The sequence below is a fragment of the Cupriavidus sp. 05T313 genome (genome assembly GCF_056396665.1).
Genome location: NZ_JBFTLX010000057.1, coordinates 33,437 through 56,814 on the forward strand (window position 1 = coordinate 33,437; position 23,378 = coordinate 56,814).

The 23,378-nt window shown below is 64.7% G+C and carries 18 protein-coding genes and 4 pseudogenes; 8 read left to right on the top strand and 14 right to left on the bottom strand.

Annotated features, from left to right (window positions below):
* Positions 1-54: 54 nt before the first annotated feature.
* The 3 genes from AC1DKD_RS15340 to AC1DKD_RS15350 all read right to left on the bottom strand — a co-directional run bounded on the left by AC1DKD_RS15340 (position 55) and on the right by AC1DKD_RS15350 (position 4,286).
* Positions 55-1,170, bottom strand: coding sequence for an acyl-CoA dehydrogenase family protein (locus AC1DKD_RS15340; protein WP_441630879.1), 1,116 nt, complete (start codon positions 1,168-1,170; stop codon positions 55-57).
* Complete coding sequence (locus AC1DKD_RS15345; protein ID WP_441630881.1) at positions 1,171-2,307, bottom strand: acyl-CoA dehydrogenase family protein; 1,137 nt, start codon at positions 2,305-2,307, stop codon at positions 1,171-1,173. It lies immediately after the preceding gene.
* A gap of 74 nt (positions 2,308-2,381) precedes the next feature.
* Positions 2,382-4,286, bottom strand: a complete 1,905-nt coding sequence (locus AC1DKD_RS15350) for an AMP-binding protein (RefSeq protein WP_477143424.1) — start codon at positions 4,284-4,286, stop codon at positions 2,382-2,384.
* 240 nt (positions 4,287-4,526) lie between these two features.
* On the opposite strand from AC1DKD_RS15350, the pseudogene AC1DKD_RS15355 reads away from it, so the two are divergent.
* Positions 4,527-4,777, top strand: a pseudogene (locus AC1DKD_RS15355) (H-NS histone family protein).
* A gap of 107 nt (positions 4,778-4,884) precedes the next feature.
* On the opposite strand, the pseudogene AC1DKD_RS15360 reads toward AC1DKD_RS15355, so the two are convergent.
* Positions 4,885-5,163, bottom strand: a pseudogene (locus AC1DKD_RS15360) (IS6 family transposase); the annotation flags it as partial.
* 480 nt (positions 5,164-5,643) lie between these two features.
* Between AC1DKD_RS15360 and AC1DKD_RS15365 the strand changes: the two are divergent.
* From AC1DKD_RS15365 to AC1DKD_RS15395, 7 genes and pseudogenes are all read left to right on the top strand, one after another.
* Positions 5,644-8,406 (top strand): winged helix-turn-helix domain-containing protein, encoded by a 2,763-nt coding sequence (locus AC1DKD_RS15365; protein ID WP_441629685.1) that lies wholly within the window; start codon positions 5,644-5,646, stop codon positions 8,404-8,406.
* 128 nt (positions 8,407-8,534) lie between these two features.
* Positions 8,535-9,674 (top strand): acyl-CoA dehydrogenase family protein, encoded by a 1,140-nt coding sequence (locus AC1DKD_RS15370; RefSeq protein WP_042887778.1) that lies wholly within the window; start codon positions 8,535-8,537, stop codon positions 9,672-9,674.
* 45 nt (positions 9,675-9,719) lie between these two features.
* Positions 9,720-10,907: a lipid-transfer protein gene (locus AC1DKD_RS15375; RefSeq protein ID WP_045242023.1), complete on the top strand. Its 1,188-nt coding sequence runs from the start codon at positions 9,720-9,722 to the stop codon at positions 10,905-10,907.
* 159 nt (positions 10,908-11,066) lie between these two features.
* Positions 11,067-11,261 (top strand): annotated as a pseudogene (locus AC1DKD_RS15380) (transposase); the annotation flags it as partial.
* Positions 11,262-11,313: 52 nt separating this feature from the next.
* Positions 11,314-11,443, top strand: a pseudogene (locus AC1DKD_RS15385) (IS110 family transposase); the annotation flags it as partial.
* A 272-nt stretch (positions 11,444-11,715) separates the two neighbouring features.
* The gene (locus AC1DKD_RS15390) at positions 11,716-11,859 is read left to right on the top strand and encodes a hypothetical protein (protein WP_441629686.1); all 144 of its coding nucleotides are present in this window, start codon (positions 11,716-11,718) and stop codon (positions 11,857-11,859) included.
* Between the two features lie 6 nt (positions 11,860-11,865).
* Positions 11,866-12,384, top strand: coding sequence for an IS110 family RNA-guided transposase (locus AC1DKD_RS15395; protein WP_441629724.1), 519 nt, complete (start codon positions 11,866-11,868; stop codon positions 12,382-12,384).
* 99 nt (positions 12,385-12,483) lie between these two features.
* Here the strand turns inward: AC1DKD_RS15395 and AC1DKD_RS15400 are convergent, their stop codons facing one another.
* The 10 genes from AC1DKD_RS15400 to AC1DKD_RS15445 all read right to left on the bottom strand — a co-directional run bounded on the left by AC1DKD_RS15400 (position 12,484) and on the right by AC1DKD_RS15445 (position 23,092).
* Positions 12,484-14,181: a long-chain-fatty-acid--CoA ligase gene (locus tag AC1DKD_RS15400; RefSeq protein ID WP_441629687.1), complete on the bottom strand. Its 1,698-nt coding sequence runs from the start codon at positions 14,179-14,181 to the stop codon at positions 12,484-12,486.
* A 35-nt stretch (positions 14,182-14,216) separates the two neighbouring features.
* Complete coding sequence (locus AC1DKD_RS15405) at positions 14,217-14,636, bottom strand: MaoC/PaaZ C-terminal domain-containing protein (protein ID WP_045238235.1); 420 nt, start codon at positions 14,634-14,636, stop codon at positions 14,217-14,219.
* A gap of 13 nt (positions 14,637-14,649) precedes the next feature.
* Positions 14,650-15,093 (bottom strand): MaoC family dehydratase N-terminal domain-containing protein, encoded by a 444-nt coding sequence (locus tag AC1DKD_RS15410; protein WP_045238236.1) that lies wholly within the window; start codon positions 15,091-15,093, stop codon positions 14,650-14,652.
* 28 nt (positions 15,094-15,121) lie between these two features.
* Entirely contained in the window at positions 15,122-16,054 is a 933-nt protein-coding gene (locus AC1DKD_RS15415; protein ID WP_441629688.1) for an SDR family oxidoreductase, read from the bottom strand.
* A 167-nt stretch (positions 16,055-16,221) separates the two neighbouring features.
* Complete coding sequence (locus tag AC1DKD_RS15420; protein ID WP_045238238.1) at positions 16,222-17,211, bottom strand: Bug family tripartite tricarboxylate transporter substrate binding protein; 990 nt, start codon at positions 17,209-17,211, stop codon at positions 16,222-16,224.
* An 87-nt stretch (positions 17,212-17,298) separates the two neighbouring features.
* Entirely contained in the window at positions 17,299-18,129 is an 831-nt protein-coding gene (locus tag AC1DKD_RS15425) for an SDR family NAD(P)-dependent oxidoreductase (protein WP_042885517.1), read from the bottom strand.
* Positions 18,130-18,646: 517 nt separating this feature from the next.
* Positions 18,647-20,746: an acetate--CoA ligase family protein gene (locus AC1DKD_RS15430; protein WP_441629689.1), complete on the bottom strand. Its 2,100-nt coding sequence runs from the start codon at positions 20,744-20,746 to the stop codon at positions 18,647-18,649.
* 46 nt (positions 20,747-20,792) lie between these two features.
* Positions 20,793-21,191, bottom strand: coding sequence for a Zn-ribbon domain-containing OB-fold protein (locus AC1DKD_RS15435; protein ID WP_441629690.1), 399 nt, complete (start codon positions 21,189-21,191; stop codon positions 20,793-20,795).
* A gap of 32 nt (positions 21,192-21,223) precedes the next feature.
* Positions 21,224-22,390 carry a thiolase domain-containing protein gene (locus AC1DKD_RS15440; RefSeq protein ID WP_477143425.1) on the bottom strand — a complete coding sequence of 389 codons (1,167 nt, stop codon included), beginning with the start codon at positions 22,388-22,390 and terminating at the stop codon, positions 21,224-21,226.
* A 111-nt stretch (positions 22,391-22,501) separates the two neighbouring features.
* On the bottom strand, positions 22,502-23,092 hold the full coding sequence (locus AC1DKD_RS15445) for a DUF2889 domain-containing protein (RefSeq protein WP_441629692.1): 591 nt from the start codon (positions 23,090-23,092) through the stop codon (positions 22,502-22,504).
* Positions 23,093-23,378: the final 286 nt, after the last annotated feature.

The following is a 23,378-nucleotide window of genomic DNA, read 5'->3' on the forward strand; positions in this document are numbered from 1 at the left end:
TACTCCTGTTGGCGAGTGCGACGCAGCGGTTCCGATCGGGGTGCCCGGCTCGCCTTATGCGGCTTCCCGGCGATGCGGTTCCTCGAGCACGCCGAGGTGGTACTGCGTTTCGCCATGCAACTGATCGAGCACGAGAATGCGCTTGAGGTAATGGCCGACGGCACACTCGTGCGTCATGCCGATGCCGCCGTGCATCTGGATGGCTTCCTCGGCAATCCGGCGCGCATTGCGGCCGATGAGCACCTTCGCCGCGTGGAACTGACCATCGCCACGCGCGAAATCATTGCGTCCGGCCAGGGTGAGGGCGAGCGACATGACAAGACTGCGGCTTTGCTCGCGCGCGACGAGCATGTCGGCCGCGCGGTGCTGAAGCGCCTGATTGCTACCGATCGGCCGCCCAAACTGCCGGCGAATCTTCAGATACTCGAACGTCATCGCGCTGGCGCCTTCCATTGCGCCGAGCATTTCGGCGCACGCGCATGTAATACCGGTGCGCATCACATGCTCGAGCGCCGCGGCGGTATCCTGCGTACCGCCGAGCCGCTTCCCCTGAACATTTTCCAGTTGGATATTCCCCGCGGGCGAGCCGTCCACCAGTCGGTACGGCGACAGATGCAGGCCGATGTCCGCGGCGTTCACCAGGAACAACTGAATACCGTCGTCCGGCGTCGTCGCGCTCACAATGAACTGCTGACAGCTCGGCGCGTCCAGCACCATCTCCTTCGAGCCGGTCAGGAACCAGCCGGCGCTGTCATGCTTCGCCGCGCATTCGATGCGGCCGTGCTGGCGTTCCTGGTGCGCCCATCCCATGCGAGACATGCCCATTGCGATGCGGGGCAGCCATTCCGACTTCTGCTTGGGCGAACCCATGGCCTGCAGAGCAGTGGATGCCATGACCACCGTCGAGTGATACGGTTCCAGGGCGAGCACCTTGCCGAGGGCTTCGGAGATCATCGACAGGTCGACGGCGTCGCCGCCGAAGCCGCCATATTCCTCGCCAATGGCAGCACCAAGAACACCCATCTCGGCAAGCTGCCCCCAGACGCGGGCGCGTGGGCCAGGCGAGTTTTGCAGCAGGCCTTGGCGCGCCTCAAAGGTGTACTCCTTCGCCAGCAACCGCGAGAGTGCGTCGTTGAGCTGGAGCTGAATGTCGTTCAGTTTGAGATCCATTTACAACCCTATTACGGTGGAAGCCAGGATGTTCTTCTGTACCTCGGTACTGCCGCCATAGATGGTCACAGCGCGCGAGTACAGATACGCGGTGGTGAGTTCGCCGCAGTCGCCGCGCAGGGACGCCGCACCGCCGATCTGCATCGCCAGTTCCACGATTTCCTGGTACAGCTCGCTGCCGCGCACTTTCAGCAGCGACGCCATGTTCTGGTCGATACCGGCATGCATGAGCCGCAATTGCGTAATCTCGAGGGCATGCACGTCGGTCTCGATCAGCGCGATGCGGCCTCGCCATGCCGCGGCGGTCTTCGCCGGAAGGCCGGCGCGTTCGCGGCTGGCGAGCAATTCCCGCGCGTAGCTCATGCGCTCACGGGTGCGCCCGATGCCGGCCACGTACGTTCGCTCGTGGCCGAGGAGGAACTTGGCATAGTCCCAGCCCTTGTTTTCCTCGCCGATAAGCCCACTCTGCGGGACGAGCACATCGTCGAAGAAAACCTGGTTCAGGCTGTGCCGGTCGTCGATGCCGATGATGGGGCGAATCGTCACGCCGGGCGACTTCAGGTCGATCACGACGAAGGAGATGCCCGCCTGTTTTTTGGCGGCGGCTGAATCCGTTCGAAGCAGGCAGAAGATCCAGTCGGATGCGTGGGCCTGGCTCGTCCAGATCTTCGAGCCATTGACGACATAGCCGCCGTCCACTCGCCTGGCGCTGGTCTGCAGCGACGCGAGATCCGAGCCGGAGTTCGGCTCGGAGAAGCCCTGGCAACTGAGGATGCCGCCGTTGAGCAGTCTCGGAAGAAAGAATTCGCGTTGCGCGTCGTTGCCGAAGTGAATAATGACCGGCCCGAGCATCGTGATGTTGAAAATATGCGGGGTAGGCGCCGAGGCCATCGCGCATTCGTCCGCAAAGATCATTTGCTGGCCGGCATTCCAGCCGGTGCCGCCATGCGCCACGGGCCATGCCGGCGCACCCCAGCCATGTGCGTCGAGGGTACGTTGCCACTGGCGCTGGTCCTGGTAGCTGACAAAGCCGGTGCTGCGTATCCGCTGGCGCATGTCGGCCGGCAGATGGGCTGCGAGGAAAGCACGTACCTCTTCCCTGAAGCGCTTGTCTTCGGGTGTGCCAAGTAAATCCATACATGTCCTTTCTGTTGATGCTTGGAGCTTGAAGCGCGCGCTGCGCGCGATGCCTTGCCTGAAGTGTCCTGGCGCTAGCGCGAGCAGGCGACAAAGGCGGGGGGAAGCTCGGCGTAGAGCACGTCGATCAGTGGCGTGCGTCGCTGGCGCGCAGCGGCCTGGTTGATGTAGCCCTTGTCGGCAATCTCGTTGGCCTCGGACGAGGGCGGCTCCGCCATCAGCAGCAGCCGGCGTACCTGCTGGCTGGCGCCGGATGCCGCCTGCGCGCGAAGCGCGTCACGCAGGGCGGCAATGACCGTCGGATGCTTCACCAGTTCCTCCGGCGGCAGGGCTGCCAGTTCCGGCGCAAGGCGCTGGCAGGCGGCCACGTTGGGCCATGCCAGGGCGGCAACATAGTTGCGGTCGTGGCCGCAGATCACGGCGTCGGCCAGCAGCGGCGCACAATGCTCGACCAGTCCCAGCCGGACCGAGCCGGTGCGTACCCAGGTGCCGTTGGCGAGCTTGAAGTCTTCGACGCATCGTCCGGCGTAGCGCAGGCCGTGCAACGGATCTTCCGGATTCGCCAGGCGCACTGCATCGCCCATGCGGTAGAAGCCTTCCTCGTCGAACGCCGCCTGGGTGAGATCCGGGCGCTTGTGATAGCCATGGAACACGGGCCGGCCGCGCAGGCGGACTTCATAGCGGTCGTCGCCGCCATCGAGCGGTACGAGTTTGATCTCGACGCCCGGGATCGGCACGCCCACGTTGCCGAGGTCGCCACCGGGCAGCGTATAGATCGCACCTTGGCCGGTGGTTTCGGTCGAGCCAAAGCCCGCGACGAACCCGATGCGCTCGCCCACCGTACGGACGGCGGCGCTCTGGAAGCGTTCCCAGACATCGCGCGGCAGGCTGGCCCCGCCATAGGCGACGAAGCGCAGGCGAGAGAAGAACGAGCGGGCGAAGGATTCGTCGCGCTCCAGTTCGGCGGCGATCAGCGCCCACGCGGACGGCACGGTGGCATAGAACGTGGGGCATACGTCGCGCAGGTTCTGTACCGTGCGCGCGAACTGTCCCGGCAGCGGACGGCCGTCGTCGAGATAGTAGGAGCCGCCCAGCGTCATCACGCGGCCCAGGTTGCCCATGCCGCCAAAGATGTGGTGCCAGGGGAGCCAGTCGAGCATGACGACAGGTTCGTCCGCAATGGCGCGATGCAGGTACTGGTACTGCCCGATCATCGCGGCCACGTTGTCGTAGCGGATCGGCACCGCCTTGGGTTCGCCTGTTGAGCCCGAGGTAAAGAAGATTCGCGCCACATCGCGCACGGGATCGATGGAGGCGTGCGCGGCCTGCAGGTCGGCGATCCGTCCGGCAGTCGGCGCGGYGCCGGCGAGCGCGGCCCACGCGGTATGGCCTGCCTGCGGGCTGTCCACCGCGATGACCGCAGCGGCCGGCACGCCAAGCGCGTCCAACGCGCGCGAGAACGGCGCCGACGACTGCACGAACACGGCGCCCGGCTCGACCAGCGCATGCATGCCGCGGACTCGCTGGTGATCCTGGCTCAGCAGCGAATACGACGGGGAGACGGCTGCCGAAGGGATGCCCGCATACTCGGCGCCCAGCAGCAGGACGGCCTGCTCCAGCGAATTGCCGGACAGGATCATCAGCGGACGCGCCTGCGACAGGCCCATCGCCAGAAGTCCCGACGCTACCGACAGCACCTGCCGGTGGAGCTCCGACCACGTCAGCGTGCGCCATGCGTCGCCGGCGCGTTCGCTGATGGCGGGCAGCGCGCCCCGCGTTTCGGCCCAACGCGCCAGGAAGCTGCTGAAGGCGAAGGGGCCGCCTTGCAGCGGCGCGTCGGTCGACCATAGCAGCAACGAACCGTCCTCACGACGTCCGTACGCGGCGCCGGGTTGCGACAGGCCGGATTGTCGGTAGCAGGGTGCAGCTTCGGTTTGGGTGCGCGACGTCGCGGCCGGAATCGTGGTAATGCCAGACATGTGTCGGTCTCCGTGGGATGGCTTATAGGAGACCAAGCATGCATTGCCGGCGCGCTGCAATCACTAGCCGGGGAGGCCAGTTCAGGGTATCCCCTTAGAGCCGCCCCCTTCCAGGTGATCAAACGACACTTCAGTTTTGATGAAGCGGGCGGTGAAAACGTGCCGTCGTGCACGCTCCTGCTACGTAGCCCTTCTTCCTTGAGGGTCGGCCGGGATTCGTGACTATCTGAAGCTTAAGATATTTGCGAATCCCGGCCGACCCTCGACTACGACCTGACCATGAAGGAACTGCAGGCGGCGGGGTGCTTTGATCCGCCGCCCCCACCGCCCACCGCCACCCCCGCCAGCGCCGCCAGCGCCGCCAGCGCCGCCGCCGGTGGTCTGCTGCCGCAACGCCGCGGGGCAGAGCTGGCGACGGGACCGGCGAGATGCCCGACTGGCTGCGGCGGGCGGTCAATGCGGGGCAGAGCGTGGAGATTTTTCGGGTCTGATGGGGCGACTGGGGCACTCTATGTGAACTGACGCGCGCGGATGCGGCCCCTTCCCTCTGAGTTGCTGCGCCGCGTCATCAGGCGATAGAGCGCTTTCAAGGTCAGACCCATTTACCACGAATCTTCAGGTAGATTTCATCAACACGCCATGAGCGCCCTGTGGGCTTGCCGAAACGGTTCCAGCGCTTGACGAACTCCGGCGTATAGCGCCTCACCCAGCGCAGGATCGTAGTGTGAACCAGTGCCAAGCCCCGCTCCGCCATCATCTCGACCAGATCGCGTAGGCTGAGTTTGTAGCGCAGGTACCAGCGCACGCACAGAATGATGATTTCCCGATCAAAATGTCGACCATCGAACAACCCCTCAAGACTCTCCAGCTTGCTCATCACCGGCCATCAGTTCGTTTACCCCGACAACTCTAACCGATTCGCCGCCCCTATTTGCACCAGAGCCCCCTATCCTTCTATCACCACATTCGAGAGCCCAAATGACCGGATCCAAGACCGAGCGGGCAGCGTTCCAACCCGCGGACTTTTCAACCTCGCTTTGACAAAATAGTGAAAACATGCTACCGAAGCGCCGTTATTTGCAGCGTCGATCTGAATACTGTACATACGTACAGATTTCACGCGTATCGCTTAACCCGTGTCCACGGTCGATTCATCCGTCCTATCGCAGGCATGCGAGGCTAAATGCATGTGCGGTCGGTGCTGCTTTTTAGGGGTGCCTGAGCAGGCACAGGAACTTCCGGCCAGCAGGCGGCGCAGAGTCGGCGCTCGACTGCCTTGTCGGCGTACGTTATAAGGTGAGACGAACTTCTGCAGCACTGTCCCCGTGCTGCCTGGATAGTAATAACAGCGTTAGACATGCACGAGCACGCTACCAACTCCCGGGCGGCAGACCAGTCCCCGGGTCTTGCCATCGAGGCCGTCGCCAGTACGAAACTGGTTCCCCCGCGTGCGACCCGCCGCCTAATTTCACGGGATGCGCTACAGCAGCGCCTCCTCGATGCGCGGCGCCAGCGTTGCATCGTTCTGCAAGGCCCGGCCGGCAGTGGCAAGACGTGCAGCCTGGTGGCGTTGCGGCAAGCGTTGCTGACACTTGATTTCGATGTCGCTTGGCTCTCGCTCGCCGCAGAAGACAACGAACTCACGCGCTTCTTCAGTTGCCTGCTGGCCGGCATTGGGATGGTGGACGGTGAAGTGGTGCGCGACGCGGCGCTGCTGATGCGGCGCGATAGCGATGGCACGGATTTTGAACACTGGGTCGTGTCCCTGGTCGAGGCGCTTGCCGCCCGGCAGCGCGATCTGACAGTGATCGTCGACGATCTGCAATACCTGAACAGTCCGCAGATCTGTCAGGCGCTGCAATGCCTGCTCGACTACGCTCCGCCCAATCTGCATCTGGTCTTCAGTTCGCGCAGCGCGTTTCCGCTATCGCTGGCGCGTTTGCGCGCGCAGTCGCTTGTGGTTGAGTTCGACCTTCACGACCTGCGCTTCACTCCCGAGGAATCCGAGCGCTTCCTGCGCGAGCAATTGGGCCACATCGATCGGCGCGACGCGCGCGTGCTGCACGATCTGACCGATGGCTGGGTGGCCGGGCTGCAGCTGTTCGCGGTGGACATGCATGCCAAGCAGGGCGGTGGCTATGCACGTGTGCGCGTGCGCGATGCCAAGGCGTTTGCGAGCTATTTCGAGCGCGAAGTGCTCGACAACCTGCGGCCGGAAGACCTGCAGCTGCTGACCATTGCGGCAACYTGCAGCCAGTTCTGTGCGTCGCTCTGCGCGACGCTGCTCGGCGTGCCGCAGGCGGTAGCGGCCATGACGTCGCGCCTGACGCGGCTCGACGACCACAATCTCTTTATCAGCCAAGTGCGTAGCCAGGACCGCGAGACTTGGTATCGCGTACACCCGCTGCTGCGCGAGGTGCTGTCGCACCGCCTCGACGAAATGCCACCTGCCGACCGGCTCGCGCTGCATGGCGCCGCGTGGCGCTGGTTTGGCGCGCGCGGCCACATCGACGACGCGGTGCGCCATGCCGTGCAAGCCGGGGAGGTGCAGGCAGCGGCCGATATCGTTGAGGCTTGCGCGGTGGAAATGATGGGCCGTGGCGAACTGTCCGAGGTGTCTAGCCTGGTGCGCCGGTTGCCCGCGGAGCAGGTGCAGGCTCGTTTTCCGCTGCGGCTCGTAACAGCCTATCTCGCCATGTACGCCGGCAACCTTGGGGCAGTCGATGCGGCGTTGCGCCGGTTCGAGTCGGACCTCGATGCGCTGGGCGTGGGCGAGCGCTTTGCTGTGCGCGTCCTGCAGGCAGCGCTGGCGCTGCAACGCGACGACTCCGAATCGATCCATGCTATCGCACCCTTGCTCGAAGCGATCCCCGATGATGCCCAGGCGTTCGCGTTCGCCGGCCGCGCCCACCTGCTGGCGTGGATGCATATGCACCATGGCGACTACGATGCGGCTCGCGCGCTGCTGCAGGAAGGCGCGGAGCGCAACGTGGCGCCGGCGCGCCGAATGACGGGACAAGCGCTGTCTGGTATGAGCCTGTCCCTCGAAGGGCGCATTGTGGAGGCCGAGCGCGCGTTGCGTGCGGTGCAGCACGAGGTGGGCCGGCACGACACGCTCTACATCGACGTGGGCGCCGTTGTCGATGGGATGCTCGGCGAAGTGATCTATGAGCTCAACGAACTCGACGCAGTGTGTACGCAGCTGGAGCCATGCCTCGACATGGTGGAGCGGACGTCGGTACCTGACGCGGCGCTGCGCGGCTTCCTGGCCGTGGCGGCGGCGCATTGGCGGCTCGGCCACCGCCTTGAGGCACTCGAGCAACTGGATCGTCTCGACGACTATGCCAGCCGGCGCGGGCTCGACCGCATGCAGGCCCACGCGCTGGCGCTGCGGCTGCGCATGCTACTGGAGCAGGGCGCGACCACCGAGGCCATCGAGGTTCTGGAATCGCTGACCGCGCTCGGCCGGCGGTACGCCACGGCGGCACGCGGTACCGGCGCCGAAATCCGGCGTGTGGCCGACGCCGCACGTGCAGCGGCAGACCTGCACTGGGAGGACTACGACGGTGCTATTGCCTGCCTGAAGCCGCTGCTCGAAGACGCCAGGGCTGCGGGGCGGGGCGCGGCGGTGGCTGCCGCCCACGCAGCGCTCGCGGTGGCTTACCACGGACGCGGAGACGCCGATGCGGCGCGCCGGCAGTTGCTCGAGGCACTGCGGCTTGGCCACCAGCTCGGCCTCATGCGCAGCCTGCTCGACGTGTCGGACCAGATCCCGGCCATGCTCGAAGCCCAGGCTCCTGACGCGCTAGACCCGGTGCTGGCGTTTTACGCCAAGCGCCTCGTGGCTGCGGCGGCCAGCACGCGCGAAGCGGCCGCGCAGCCGGCCCTGCGCGATGCCGGTGGCACGACGGACGTGCTCAACGTCCGGGAGCGCGAAGTGCTGGCGCTGGTCGCCCAGGCCATGCCAAACAAGAAGATTGCGCGCGTGCTGGGCGTCACGTCCCACACGGTCAAATGGCATCTGCGCAAGATCTACAGCAAGCTCGGCGTGTCAGAGCGGGACGAAGCGGTGGCCCGCATGCGCGATCTTGAGATGGATTCGGCGTCGAGACCCCACTGACGGCCGCCTTGCTGCCCAATCCGGCTAGTGAATTGCAACGCTGGATTGGACATCATGAGAGGTATCCGAGAGGCGCGCCTGGATCGGAGCGCGCCGCCGGAACCTTACTCATGGAAAGGAGCTTGACAGTGGAAGTGAATCGCACGGTCTTCCGGGAAGACCATGAAATGCTGCGTCCCATGGCGCGAAGGTTCTTCGAGCGCGAGTGCGCGCCGCGCCAGCCGGAGTGGGACAAGGCCGGCAAGACAGACCGCGATACCTGGCTCAAGGCAGGCCGCGAAGGGCTGCTCTGCGTGTCGGTCCCCGTGGAATACGGCGGCGGCGGCGGCGATTTTGGCCACTCGGCGGTGGTCATGGAGGAGATGCATCGCGCAGGAATCTCGGGTGCGGGCTTCTCGATCCACTCGGACATTATCGCGCCCTATATCGTGCGTCTAGGCACCGAAGCGCAGAAAAAGCGATGGCTGCCCGATATCTGCGCTGGCAAGACCATCATGGCGGTGGGCATCACCGAGCCGGGCGGCGGATCCGACGTCAAGGCCATCCGCACCACCGCAGTGCGCGATGGCGACGAGTACGTAATCAACGGCAGCAAGACGTTCATCAGCAACGGCCTGAACTGCGACATGATCATGCTTGTTTGCAAGACGGACCCGGCGGCGGGCGCCAAAGGTGTCAGCCTGATCATGGTCGAGGCCAATCGCGCGGGGTTCAAGCGCGGCCGCAAGCTCGACAAGGTGGGCCAGCCCGGCGCCGACACGGCCGAACTGTTCTTCGACAATGTGCGCGTGCCCGTGGAAAACCGGCTCGGCGACGAGAACGGCGGCTTTGCATACCTGATGCAGGAACTGCCGCAGGAACGCCTGCTGATCTCGATCTATGCCGCCATTGCCATCGAACGGCTGCTGCAGATTACGGTGGACTACGTCAAGGACCGCCGCGCCTTCAACCAGACGGTCTGGGATTTCCAGAACACCAAGTTCAAGCTAGCCGACGTCAAGGCCCAATCGGTAGCTGTGCGGACCATGGTCGACTACTACATCGGCGAGCACATGAAGCGCAAGCTCACCGTCCAGGAAGCGGCTATCGCCAAGCTCTTCGCCACTGAGACGCTGTGGAAATGCATCGACGACATGGTCCAGCTCCATGGCGGCTACGGCTACATGCTTGAGTACCCGATCGCCCGCGCGTTCACGGACTACCGCGTCTGCCGCATCGCGGGCGGCGCCAGCGAAGTGCTGCGCGACCTTATCTCACGCAAGCTGTGAACCGCCACCGATTTCCCGCAATCCATCTCAATAACAGGTTGAACCATGAGTGAGAAAGTCATAGTCGCCGGCGTGGGCATGATCCCGTTCCTGAAGCCGGGCGCCAGCAAGAACTACTTCGAGATGGGTGCCGATGCCGTGCGGCTGGCCCTGGCCGACGCCGGCATCGGCTACGAGCAACTGCAAGAAGCCTACGCCGGGTACGTCTACGGCGATTCCACCTGCGGCCAGACCACGGTGTACGAGGTTGGCATGACCGGCATCCCGGTGGTCAACGTCAACAACAACTGTTCCACTGGCTCAACGGCGCTATACCTGGCCCGCAAGGCCGTTGCATCGGGCGACGCCGACTGCGTGCTGGCGCTCGGGTTCGAACAGATGCAGCCGGGCGCGCTGAAGATGCACTGGGACGACCGTCCGCCCCCGCGCACGCGCTTCTTGCCCGTGCTGAAGTCGCTGACCGAAGACATGAGCCACCTCGGCCAGGCGCTGCGCTCTTTCGGCGGTGCCGGGCGCGAGTACATGGAGAAGTACGGCGCAAGCATGGAAACGTTCGCAGCGGTGCGCGCCAAGGCGAGCCGGCATGCCGCCAACAACCCGCTGGCGCTGTTCCGCAAGGTACTGACCGTCGGGGAGGTGATGGCCGACACCGTGATGGTTCCCGGTGTCATGACGCGGCTGATGGCGTGCCCGCCCACCTGCGGCGCGGCGGCGGCAATCGTCGTCTCGGAGCGATTTGCGCGCAAGCATGGCCTGCGCACCGATGTGCAGATTCTCGCGCAGTCCCTGACCACCGATCCGCCCGAGGCGTTCGATCCGCCTTCGATGCTGAGCTGGGTTGGCTCGCACATGACGCGCGCCGCTGCGGGCAATGTCTACGAAAAAGCGGGCGTGGGTCCCGAAGATATCGACGTGTGCGAACTGCACGACTGCTTCGCGCAGAACGAAGTCATCAGTTACGAGACGCTGGGCTTCTGCCCCGAAGGCGGTGCCGAGAAGTTCGTCCGCGACGGCGATAACACCTATGGCGGCAAGGTCGTCATCAACCCTTCGGGCGGCCTACTGTCAAAGGGGCACCCCCTAGGCGCCACCGGCCTGGCGCAGTGCTATGAGCTGACGCAGCAGTTGCGCGGCGGCGCCGACAAGCGCCAGGTGGAGGGTGCGCGACTCGCACTCGCCCACAACATCGGTCTGGGCGGCGCCTGCGTGGTGACGCTCTACGGCAAGAACTAAGCTTCTGTACAGAGTCGGACTTCGGCCGCCGCGACGCTTGAATGCGTCCGGCGGCTTTTCTTTTGCCTAGGGTGACACTGGAGGCTTGTACTGGGAACAGACCTGGTAGATGACCGGCTGGAACGGCAATTGACTGATTGCAAGAAGCGCCAGGTGGACTGTCAAACGGTCGCCGTCATCCCGGGCATTGGCAGGCTCACGGCCACTGCCCCAATTGCTACCGCCGGAGACGCCAAAGCCTTCAAGTCAGGAAGAGAGTTGGCCGCCTTCCTCGGCCTGGTACCTCGCCAGACCGRTACAGCGGGCAAGGTGCAGCTCGGAGGCATTAGCATCCGCCGCGATGTTTACCAGCGCTCGCGCACGGATGCAATTCCAATCGAAAGAGAAGGGAATCTGGTGCGATCGTCTGCGCCAGAGACGACCGACCAACGTCGCCGCCGTGGCCTTAGCCAACAAAATGGTTCGCACTGCCTGGTGCGCTGCTAGTGCATGGAACCACATTTGAAAAGAACCACGTGTCAGTGAAGCCGGTGTAGCTTGTACGCCTGACGAATCCTCGTCAGCAAGTTGCGATGGGAAGCGGATAGATGATGGCGTGACAGGGTGGACTGCAAGAGCGCAAGCCTGCTTTGGTGTGAGAGGGCTCTCGGCGAATTCCATCAGGACCCGCAGGCATGGCCTGCACGATGAGGCCGGATATATTGGAATGGCCCCATCCCTCCCCCGTCTCTCGAGACTCCATGCGATCATGAAGTCTCGAGAGACGGGGGCATGGAAACGTAGCTATTAGGCTACTTGGGAGTCCATCATGAGCATCGCGCTTGTTGGTATCGATCTTGCGAAAAACGTCTTTCAAATCCATGGAGTAGACGAGCATGGCAAGCCGGTGCTGCGTCGCCGGGTAAGTCGTTCAAAGCTGCGGGAGACAATAGTCCGTCTGCCAGCCTGTTGAATTGTCCTGGAAGCATGTGGCGGCGCCCACTACTGGGCGCGTCGCTTCATGGCTATGGGACACCAGGTCCAGATGATTGCTCCGAAGTTCGTGAAGCCGTTTGTCAAATCTCTGAAGAACGACTGCAATGACGCCGAGGCAATCGTCGAAGCGGCCTCTCGTCCGACGATGCGTTACGTGGCAATCAATGGCATCGAACAGCAAGACGTTCAATGCATGCACCGGATCCGAAGCTTGCCGATGCGAGATCGCATCGCGCAGATCAATCAGATTCGTGGCCTGCTTGCCGAATACGGCATCGTCATTGCTCAAAGTTCGCTGCAAATACAGCGGCACCTCCCCGAGATCGTCGCGGACACGACCACAGAGTTGACGGAACTCACCAAGGGAACGCTGTGCGACATGTACGGGCGACTCAAGCAACTCGATGAACAGATCGCGCGATATGACAACAAGATTCGCCAGATACGGCAAAGAGGGGTGGGGCCATGTATGAGTCTGCAACCAACCCTCTGTCGAGCCTGACCTTGCGTTCACCTGGAAAGACCAGGCGCGTTCATATGAGAACCAAAAAAGGCCGGCAAATACCACGCCGGCCTCTGCATCAGGAACAGCCCCCAACCTTTAAACTTGCCCCCGCGCCCCCCGATCCCGCTCGTCCTGCTCCAACTGCATTTCGCGCCAGAGGATTTTTCCCGTCGACGTCTTTGGCAAGCTATCGACAAACTCCACCGTGCGCGGCACCTTGTACGCAGACATGCACCCTCGGGCCCAGTCGACCAGTGCCTGTGGCTGGACCGTGCCGCGCGAAGCCGGGCGGAGCACCACGAGCGCCTTTACCGTTTCGCCGCGATGCGGGTCGAAGGCGGAGATCACGCACGCTTCCTGCACGGCTGGGTGCCCGTATAGGATCGATTCGATCTCGGCGGGCCACACCTTCAGGCCCGATACATTAATCATGCGCTTGAGCCGATCCGTAATATAGAAGTAGCCGTCCTCATCATGGTAGCCGAGGTCGCCGCTGCGTAGGAACCGCTTGCCGTCGAGCTCGATGAAGGCCGCGGCCGTCGCTTCCGGCTTGTTCCAGTAGCCGCCAAACATGGTCGGCCCATGCATGACGATCTCGCCTGGCTCGTTGGTCGCTAACTCGACGCCCGTTTCGGGATTAATCACGCGGGCATCGCAGTTGATCACGGGAACGCCGGCACACTGTCGCCTTGGGGCCTGCGGCGGATTGCTGTGCGACATGCCGCAAAACTCCGTGAGGCCGTAGCTTTCCAGAAATGGAATGCCGAGCCGCGATTGCATCCTGCGCGCCAGCGCCTCCGGCATGGCTGACGCGCCGCCGTAGATGCGCGTCAGCGAGGAAAGGTCACGCTGGTCGATATCGGGCCGTGCGAATAACTCCGCGAGCATCGTAGGCACGGCCGCCCATGAGCGCAGCCGCAGCCTTGCGATTAATTCCAGCGCGGCGTTGGCATCCCAGCGCGCCAGCATTGCGAGGGTGCGGCCCAGCCGCACCGCCTGGTTCATCGCGCGCATGCCAGCCAGGTGGCTGACTGGCAGCGTCAGCAACTCGTCCTCATCGGCGCGGTCCGATTGCCAGTGCTCACGATGCGCGAGCGTGTAGGCGAAGTTGGCATGGCTGAGCATCGCACCCTTGGGCTTGCCCGTTGTGCCGGACGTGTAGCCGATCACTGCGAGGTCGCGGCCCCGGGCGCGCACGGGCAGCGGCGCGATGCCAGCGGCCAACGCCCGCGAGAAATCATGCATGCGCGGATGCATCGCACCTTGCCGCGGTTCGGTGACGAAGCCGGGGATGGCGAGATAGGGCACGTCCTCGGGCCTGCCGGCGAACTCACCCGCCAGGCCCACTACACAGCCGTCGAGCACATCCTGTTCGAGCAGGCCGGTAACGGGGTCTATCAGGTCCTGGGTCGCGATCACTACGCGCGCGCCGCTGTCGCGCGCGTAGTACTCCATTTCCTCCCGCGTACTCATGGGATTCATGGCAACGACCACGGCATCGCAGCGCATGACGGCATAGAAGGCAATCATGTACTGAGGGCAGTTCTGCATCAATAGCAGTACGCGGTCCCCTTGCCGAACCGACAGTCGATGCTGAAGATAGCCGGCCAAGGCCATCGCGGCGGCATGCAGATCGTGGAACGTCATTCGACGGCCGTAGAACACGACGGCCGGCTTGTCAGGGACGCGCGTTGCAGACTCCTCGAGGTGGCAGAACAGGTTGCAGTCCGCCACCTCCAGCGAGCGGGGTACGCCGGCGGGCCAGTGCGCGAAATGTCGTGTTAGTTGCGGCATGGGGACGATTGCTGAATGAATGCTTGGATCGGAAGTCAGACCACGGCGACGACGGCCTCGCCCACGATCTTCTGCTCGCCCTTCTGGTTCACGCACTGCATCTCCACGCGCAGCCTTGCTTCGCCAGCGTGTTCGAAGCACTCCGTGACGCGGCCGGTGCAGCGTGGCTCGTCATAGAGGTGCGTGATGCCCGTGAAGCGCATCTTCAGGCCGCGCAGCCGCGCGGGGCCGGCCCAGTCGGTAACCAGACGGCCCAGGTAGGCGGCAGAAAGCATCCCGTGTGCGAACACGTCGCCAAGGCCATTTTTCTTAGCGTAGTCCGAATCGATATGGAGCGGATGATGGTCGCCCGAGGCGCCGGCGTAGACCGCCAGTGTGCGGCGGCTGACCGCCGGCAGTTGCAGGTCCGGAATACTGTCACCGACCTTCAGGCCGGCGAGGTTGCGTTGCGTCATGATGGAATCTCCTTCAGACTCTGCGTTGTACGAGCACGGTACGCGAGTCCGCCACGTGGGCGCCGTGCTGGTTGGTAATGCGCGTTTCCTTGACCAGGAATTCGAGCGCGCCATCCTTCTTGTCATAGACATCGACGATCTTTGGCTCGTAGGTCAGCGTGTCCCCGACATGCACCGGGGCGTGGTAGTCGTACTGCTGCTCCGCATGGAGCACGCGCGATGGCTCGATCTTCGCCATCGCGAGCAGGTCGAAGGTCTTGAACAGCCAGCCTTCGAGGCACGACAGGAAGGTGGGCGGCACGCGCAGCGAAGGCAAGCCGGCGGCCTGAGCGGCGGTCACGTTGCTGTACTCCGGATTGGTTTCGCCGATCGCGTTCGCGTACCAGCGCACCGGCCACTCTTCCACGTTGACTTGGCGCTGGCCAAAGCTGTGGCCGATCAGGTTTTTGTCGAGCATTTTGTTCTCCGTGGGTCTGGTTGCGCCATCAGGCGCGGCCGGGGATGACACCGTCGAGGTTGGCGCTCGGCGCGGCGCGCGAGACCAGTTCGTGCATGCGCTCGCCCAGTTCGGCCACTTCCCAGCGCCCGGCCTTCTCGATGCGGGGGCCGGCATGCCAGCCTTCGGCCACTGTGATGCGTCCGCCACGGCTGCCGAACACGCGGCCCGTGACGCCTTCGGACTGCTCGCTGCCAAGCCAGACGATCAGCGGGGCCACATTGGCCGGGTCGAAAGCGTCGAAGCCTTCCACGGCGTCGATCGACACGCTGAGCCGCCCGCTCTTGAGCAGGTGCTCGGTATGGCGCGTGGCGCCACTCGGGTAAATTGTGTTGACCGTCACGCCGTAACGGCTCAGTTCTTCGGCGGCGATATTCGACATGGCGGCGATGCCAGCCTTGGCCGCGCCGTAGCAGGTCTGGCCGATGTTGCCGAACAGGCCCGCCGACGACGACGTATTGATCACGCGCGCCTGGCGCTGGCGGCCGGCCTTGGATTCGTCGCGCCAGTAGGTGCTGGCATGGCGCATCGGCACGAACGTGCCGCGCAGGTGGACGCGCATCACGGCGTCCCAGTCTTCCACCGGCATGTTCACGAGCATGCGGTCGCGCAGGATGGCGGCGTTGTTGACCACCACGTCGAGGCCCCCGAACGTGTCGATCGCGCTCTGGATCATGCTGCCGGCGCCGTCCCAGTCAGCCACGTCGGCATTGTTGGCGATGGCCTCTCCGCCCATGGCGCGGATCTCGTCCACCACATCCTGTGCCGGACCGGCAACCACGCTGGAACCGTCGGCAGAGGCGCCGAGATCGTTCACGACAACCTTCGCGCCGTGGCGGGCGAATTCCAGCGCATATTCGCGGCCCAGGCCGCGACCGGCGCCGGTGATGACAACGACGCGGTCCTTGCAGAGTTGTTGCATAGCTCTTCCTTTCATTGGTTGACACAAGATTGGGTTGTGCGGTTGCGCACGCCGCCGGCACCGGGCCGCGGCATACGCAGTGCCTCATTATTTGCAGCGGCAAGACAGGGCGCACTAGCCGGATGGAGCAGTCGATTGGCGTGCCGGGAGCGGCATCGCCTGGCGCGCTACTCGGCGAGGATGCCCGCCATTGAGATCACGCGCTGCCACTGTGCCTGGTCGCTAACCAGTGCGCTGGCGAATGCCTTCGGGCCCAGCGGATAGGCGCTGGTGCCTCGTTGTGCGAAATGCGCTTTGGCTTCCGGCGTGTTGACGAACGCGAGCGCCGCCTCCGCGAGCTTGTCCACCACGGCGGCGGGCGTACCCGCGGGGGCGGCAAGTCCAACCCAACCAATGACCGTTGCTTCCGGCATGCCCGCCTCGGCCAGCGTAGGCACGTCGGCGATTACCGGGACACGGGCAGTATTGGAGACCGCCAGCGCGCGCAGCTTTCCTGACTGGATCAGCGGCACGGCCGCCGAAATCTCGAGCACGGTGTAGTCCACCACGCCACCGATGAGATCGGGCAGCAACGTGCTCATGGCCTTGTAGGGCACATCGACAGCCTTGGCTTTCCCGGCATCGTTAATGGCCGCCAGCATCGCACGGTAGCCTGAACTGCTGGTGCCGTAGTTCAACTTGCCGGGCTGGGCGCGCGCAGCGGCCATCAACTGCCCAAGCGTGCGGTACGGCGAGGTGGCCGGGACGACTACAGTGACAGGAAGCGAACTCAGGCGCGCAACAGGAACGAAGTCGCGCGTGGGACTGTAAGGGAGTTGCTTGAACAGGAATGGGTTGGCCGACATGGCGCTCGACAGTGCCAGCAGCAGCGTGTAGCCGTTGGGGGCTGCCTTGGCCACAGAGTCGGTGGCGATGATCGAATTGCCGCCTGGGCGGTTCTCCACATAGAATGGCTTGCCGAGCTTCTCGGTCAGGTGCTTCGCCAGCAACCGCGAGAAATCGTCGACGCCCGTGCCGGGGCTCGTGGGCGATACGATCTTTACCGGCCGTTCGGGATAGCCCTGTGCCAGGGCGCTACCGCCCGCAGGAATCAGCGTGATGGCGACGCCGGTCGCCAGCCAGGCGAGGGCGCGTCGGGCTCTGTCGATATTCGTCATGGGCGTTGTCTCCGTGTCGTTGTTATGGTAGCGACGTGCCGCGGAAGCTCCGGGAACGTCGCGTGCTGTCTTGCTGTTTTCGCGCGCTCAGAAGCCGCCGCGTCCGCCGCCACAGATGATGGTCTGGCCATTGACGTAGTTCGATTCGGGGATGCAGAGCATGTATACCGCGCCGGCCGCTTCCTCGGCGGTGCCGAACCGGCCAAGCGGGGTGTCGCGCCCGGCTGCCGCGATGCGGTCCGGATGCACCCCCACCTTGATCTCGCGACCTTCCACCTGCACGGTCTTGTCCTCGGTGGTCGACTGGGTCAGGCGCGTTTCGATGGCGCCGAACGCCACGCAGTTCACATTGACCTTCATGCGGCCCCATTCCTTGGCCAGCGTCTTGGTCATGCCGATCACGCCCGCCTTGGCAGCAGAGTAGTTGACCTGGCCCGCATTGCCCTGCGTGCCCGAGACCGACGAAATGTTGACGACCTTGCGGAACACTTCGCGCCCAGCGTCTGCCTCGGCCTTGCTGGCCTCCCGGAAATAGGGCTGTGCCGCGCGCAGCAACATGAACGGCGCCTTGAGGTGGCAATCGACGATCGCATCCCACTGCTCGTCGCTCATCTTCTGAATCACGTTGTCCCAGGTATAGCCTGCGTTGTTGACGATGATGTCTACCGCGCCGAATGTGTCGAGTGCCAGCTTGACGATGTTCGAACCAAAGTCCGGTGCCACCACGCTGCCCGCGAACGCAACAGCCGTGCCGCCCGTCTTCACGATCTCGGCCACCACCTCGTCGGCCGGTGCCTGGTCGAGATCGTTGACGATCACCCTGGCACCTTCGCTCGCAAACTTCAGCGCTACCGCGCGGCCAATGCCCCGGCCCGATCCCGTGACGATGGCAACCTTGCCTTCCAGCTTCCTGCTCATGAACACTCTCCGTAGTGTGGGGTCCGCGTATCGCGTGGCTTAATGATTGCAAGCGCGACGCGCTGAGGCACTACCCGGATTGGCGAGTGGTGGGCAACGGGAACGGTGTAGGACGGGCCAAAAGGTAAGCGAGGCCCGGCAGGGCAGCGTCGCCAAGACTCTGGGTGCCTAATGCATCTCGCGGAGCCGATTGCGCTGCTGGTGCGGCGCGGTGCCTTTTCAGTGACGATTGGCGCGAATGAGGTTCGAGACCTCGCCATAGCCGAGCGGCTTGCCCGTTTGCGTGATCGACAGGCCGCTCGCCAGTCTCCATGGACGGGCTCGCTGCTGTGCTCTCTCCGACCACCGGCCGGCCCACAGGCATGGGTGGAGGTTCGGCATGGCGGATCGCCGGCCCTCGCTAACGCAGAGGCGCTCGATACGAGCCGTAACTGATTGACAACGGGTGCCGCGAGCGCTGACGCTCGCGGCCAATTTCTCCCCTCGACGCTCAACACCCCGGAGAGGAGGCCACTCATCACTCAGGGTCCACCCCGATCACCGCATCCACAGCGTAGACGCCCTGGCCGTGCGGCATGGCCAGCACCGGRTTCAGGTCGATCGACTGCAGGCGCGGGCCCGCGGCAACGGCGAATGCGGACAACTGCGACAGCGCCTGGGCCAGCGCGGCAATGTCCGCCACGGGCCGTCCGCGCGCACCGAGCAGCAGTGGTGCGCCCTTGATCGAGCGGATCATCTGTTCGGCCACGTCCGGGCCGAACGGGCAGCGGCGGAGCACCACGTCCTTGAGCACCTCGACGAACACACCACCGAGCCCGAACATGGCGATCGGGCCGAACACCGGGTCGCGGTTGATACCCATGATGCACTCCACTCCGCCGTTCATCTGCTTGGCCACGAGCACACCCTCGATGCGTGCGTCGGGCATGGCCTTGGCGGCTCGGTCCAGCAGCAGCGCAAAGCCTTCACGCACCGCGCCTTCGTTGGCCACGTTCAGCAGCACGCCGCCAATCTCGGACTTATGAATAATGTCGGGCGACAGGATCTTTAGCACGACCGGGAATCCGATCTCGCGCGCGGCCGCCACAGCAACCTCCATGTCGGCACAAGCGCGTTCAGGCGCGCTCGGGATGCCGGCTTTCGCCAGCAGCGCCTTGGCCTCCGCTTCGGTCGGCGCCTGCCGCGGCAGCGTGACATTGGTCACCCGGGGCACCGGTGCCAACGTGTTTCCTGCGAATGCCTCACCGAAGCGGCCCATCGCGGCGATGGCGGTCACGGCCCGACTCGGATCGCCGAACACCGTGAAGCCGGCTTCCTCGAAGCGAGCGAGGATGGTCGGATCGCCACGGGCCACCAGCACGTAGAGCCGATCCGGATAGCGCTTGCGCACGTCGCCCAGTTGCTGCAGCAGTGAATCGGCCACGCCCGGTACGGCCGCCGCGTAGCTGAAGAACGCCAGCAGCGTGGCGTAGCCCCCTTCAGCCATCATCGACTCCGTGAACGGCGTGACCAGCGTGGTGTCGTTGATGAACTGGGCAGTCACGTCCACCGGATTGCGTGCGGCGCAGATCGGCAGCAGTTTGCGCATGCGGGCTTGTGCGGCGGCTGGCATCTCGGGCATCGGGATGCCGAGTTCCTCGGCGGCATCCGAGACGATCACGCCGGCGCCGCCGCTGACGGTCACCACGCCCAGCGAGTTGTTGGCCGGGAAGATGCGGCGCCCCGCCAGGCGCAGGATGTCGAGCATTTCCTCGGTGGTACGCACCCGCACCACGCCCAGCTCGTCGAGGACGGCGCTAATCACGGCGTCATCACCGGCAATCGATGCGGTATGCGAACGTGCAGCGGCCCCGCCCACTTCGCTGCGGCCCACTTTCATCATCACCACGGGCTTGCGCGCGGCATGCGCTGCGCGGAATGCCTCTATCAGGCCCGGGCCGTCGCTGATGCCCTCGGCGTAGACGGCAATCACGTCGGTGTTGGGGTCCGCGGCGAACAGGCGCACGATATCGGCCACGTTCAGGTCCGCCTCGTTGCCGGTCATGACCACGCTGGACGGGAATACACCCGCTTCCATGGCCGACGTGACCAAATGGCTACCATAGGCGCCGGACTGGCTGACGATGCCCACGCGGCCGGGCCGTGACCCGGTCGCCGATGCAAAGCCCGAGAAGCTGCCAACGAATCCGTTGTGCATGTTGACCATGCCCAGCGTGTTGGGCCCGAGCAGCCGCATGCCGGCCCGGCGCGCGATGGCAACCATCTCAGCCTGCGTGGCCGCGCCTTCATCGTTGACCTCGGCAAAGCCTGCCGTAAACATGATGGCCGCCTTCGTGCCGCGGTCGGCCAGTGCCTGGACCGCTGTGACCGCATGCTCGCCGGGCACGGCGATGATCGCCACGTCCGGGACTTCGGGAAGCGCGGCCACCGACGGATAGGCCGGCAGGCCCTGCACCGTAGCGCGGTTCGGGTTGACCGGCAGGATGCGGCCAGCGAAGCCCTTGGCAAGCATCGAGGCTATTGGCCTGCCGCCAATGCGGATCGGATCGTCGGAAGCGCCGATCACGGCGACCGAATTCGGGTGAAGCAGGCAATCTGGAATGGACAGGGTGGTCATGGCTGCGTTGTGTGCGTGTATCTGCGAGGGCGGTTGGAGGCGGACATCAGAGCGGCTTGAACGTCGGCATGGGGGGGCCGTTGTCGGTGGGCGTGAAGGTCACCTGCACCTTCTGGCCAATGCGCACGGTATCGAGGTCGCAATCGACGATGCGCGTCATCATCGTCACGCCTTCCTCGAGCGTGACATAAGCCATGCAGAACGGGGTGGGGCCCGCACGGCGCGTGACGCTGTACGAATAGATCGTACCCCGGCCGGACGCCGCCTTCCAATAGGTTTCGCCCATGCAGAACGGGCACAGCGTGCGCGGATACCAATGCGGTTTTTCGCAGCGCTCGCAGTGGCGCACTAGCAGGCGGCCTTCGCCGGCAGCCGCCCAGAATTCGGCGTTCTCCGGCGATTGTTCGGGCGACGTCAGAACTTGGGGAGTGTATGGAGTGCTCATATGGATTGCGCGGATGCATTGTGTGAGGTGGACTACTCGCGTTCGAGGATCAGCGTGGCGCTGCCGTGGCGGGAGCCAAGCAGGCCGCCGGTTCCTTGGGCCAGGGCTAGGTCGCAGTTCTTGACCTGCACGGCCGGGTGCGCTTCACCGCGTAACTGGCGCACGGCCTCGATTACCTTGGTAATGCCGCCCCGATTGGCCGGGTGGTTGTTGCACAGACCGCCCCCGTCAGTGTTGAACGGCAGCTTGCCAACGCCGGAGATCAGGTTGCCGTCCATGACGAATCYGCCGCCTTCGCCTTTTTTGCAGAAGCCGAGGTCTTCGAGCTGCATCAGTACGGTGATCGTGAAGCTGTCATAGATCGATGCGTACTTGATGTCCCCGGGTGCCACGCCCGCTTCGGCGAATGCCGCGGCGCCCGAAACCTTGGCCGCCGACCACGTCAGGTCCACATGGCCGCCTAGCTGGCCCTTCACATGCTCGCCCGCGCCCAGCACCTTGATCCTCGGCCGGTTCAGCTTGGCCGCGATCTCCGGGCGGGCGACGATGAGTGCGCCGCCGCCGTCGGACACCACGCAGCAGTCGAGCTTGCGCAGCGGGTCTGAGATCATCGGCGAGTTCAGCACGTCTTCCACGGTCACCACGTCGCGCAGCATGGCGTGGGGGTTGTGTTGCGCATGGTGCGACGCGGCCACCTTGATCCAGGCCAGTTGCTCGGGCGTGGTGCCATATTCATGCATATGGCGCATGGCGACCATGCCATACGAATTGACGGTGGCCGGGCTGTATGGCAACTCGAAGGGCGAGTCGGGAATGTTGGCGCCCCAGGCGCGCGGTTTGGTGCCGCTCGAACCCTCGGAGCGTGGGCGGCCGGCCAGCGTGATCAGCGCCACGTTGCACTTGCCCATGGCGATAGCCTGCGTGGCGTGCGACACATGCACCAGGTACGACGAGCCGCCGGTCTCTGTGGCGTCGACGTGGCGCAGCTTCAGGCCGAGGTAGTCGACCATGTTCAGCACGCCGAGTCCGGGTGCATCGCCGGCGCAGAAGTAGCCATCAACGTCGGCCAGCGTCAGTCCGGCGTCTTCGAGCGCGCCGCGCGCGCTTTCGGCGTGAAGCTGGGCCACTGACTTGTCCGGTGCCTTGCGGGTCGGATGTTCATAGGCACCGACGATATATGCCTTGCCTTTGATGCTCATGTTTGATTCCTTCAATCGAAACGTTGGCGGGGGATGAAACGTTTTGCGGACGAGAGCGGGCCCGGCCCGCACGGCCATGCTCGCGCTGTCACGGGGCAGGCGAAGCGCTTTTCAGGCGGGCGCGCAGTCCTGGGTTGGGGTGTCGGCGTCGCGCACGCGGCGGTGCGGCGGCCAGATGACCTTCACGGCGGCGCTTTCCGCGCGATAGGTGTGGCACGACTCGATCAGCGCCGGCTTAGGCATGAAGCCGACTTCATCGCCAGGCATGCGACCATTGCGCCGGGCACGGTCGAGCGCGAAGCGGCTCTGCACGGCCGTGGTGGCCATCGGGCCAAGCAGGTCGGTCATGTGCGTGCAGCCTTTCACGCCGCCCACGCGCTCCTTGACCATGCGCCGGAAGCCCGCGCGCAGCGCCAGGCCGCGCAGCGCATCGTAGGCCGGTTCCACTTCGGGGCAGCTGCCGGCCGGACCGCTCAGCATGCGGGCGGTGATGTCTTGGATCACGAGGTCCATGTCCACCGTCACCGAGACGTGCATATGGTGGATGGCGCCGCCGGGCGGCACCTGCTTGAACAGCAGGTGCGTGCCGTCGGGCGAGACGTCTTTCAACTCTGCTTCGATGTCGATCACGCCGTCGTCGCGCAGGTAGGCGGTGCAGGTGATCTGCCGCCTATGCAGGGGCTTGCGGGTGGGAAGGGTCATGTGGCTGTATCTCCTGTGCCGGTGTAGTCAATGAGGCGCCCACCGGTGAATGTCTTCGCTTGTCGCTTCTGGCTCTCAGTCAGGCCGGGGCCAGGCGCCCGGCCGCCGTTGCCGCCCCGACTGCATACGTCGGTAGGCGGCCCAGAACAGCACGCGCATCGGAAACCCGAGCCCCCCGTCATCGCCTGCCGGGCGTGTTCGGCAGCCAGTTCAACGTGGACGCCAAGGTCCGCCGCCGACGCGTAGCAGATGATTCGCGCGCGCCGATCGGCACCCTGCATGCGGT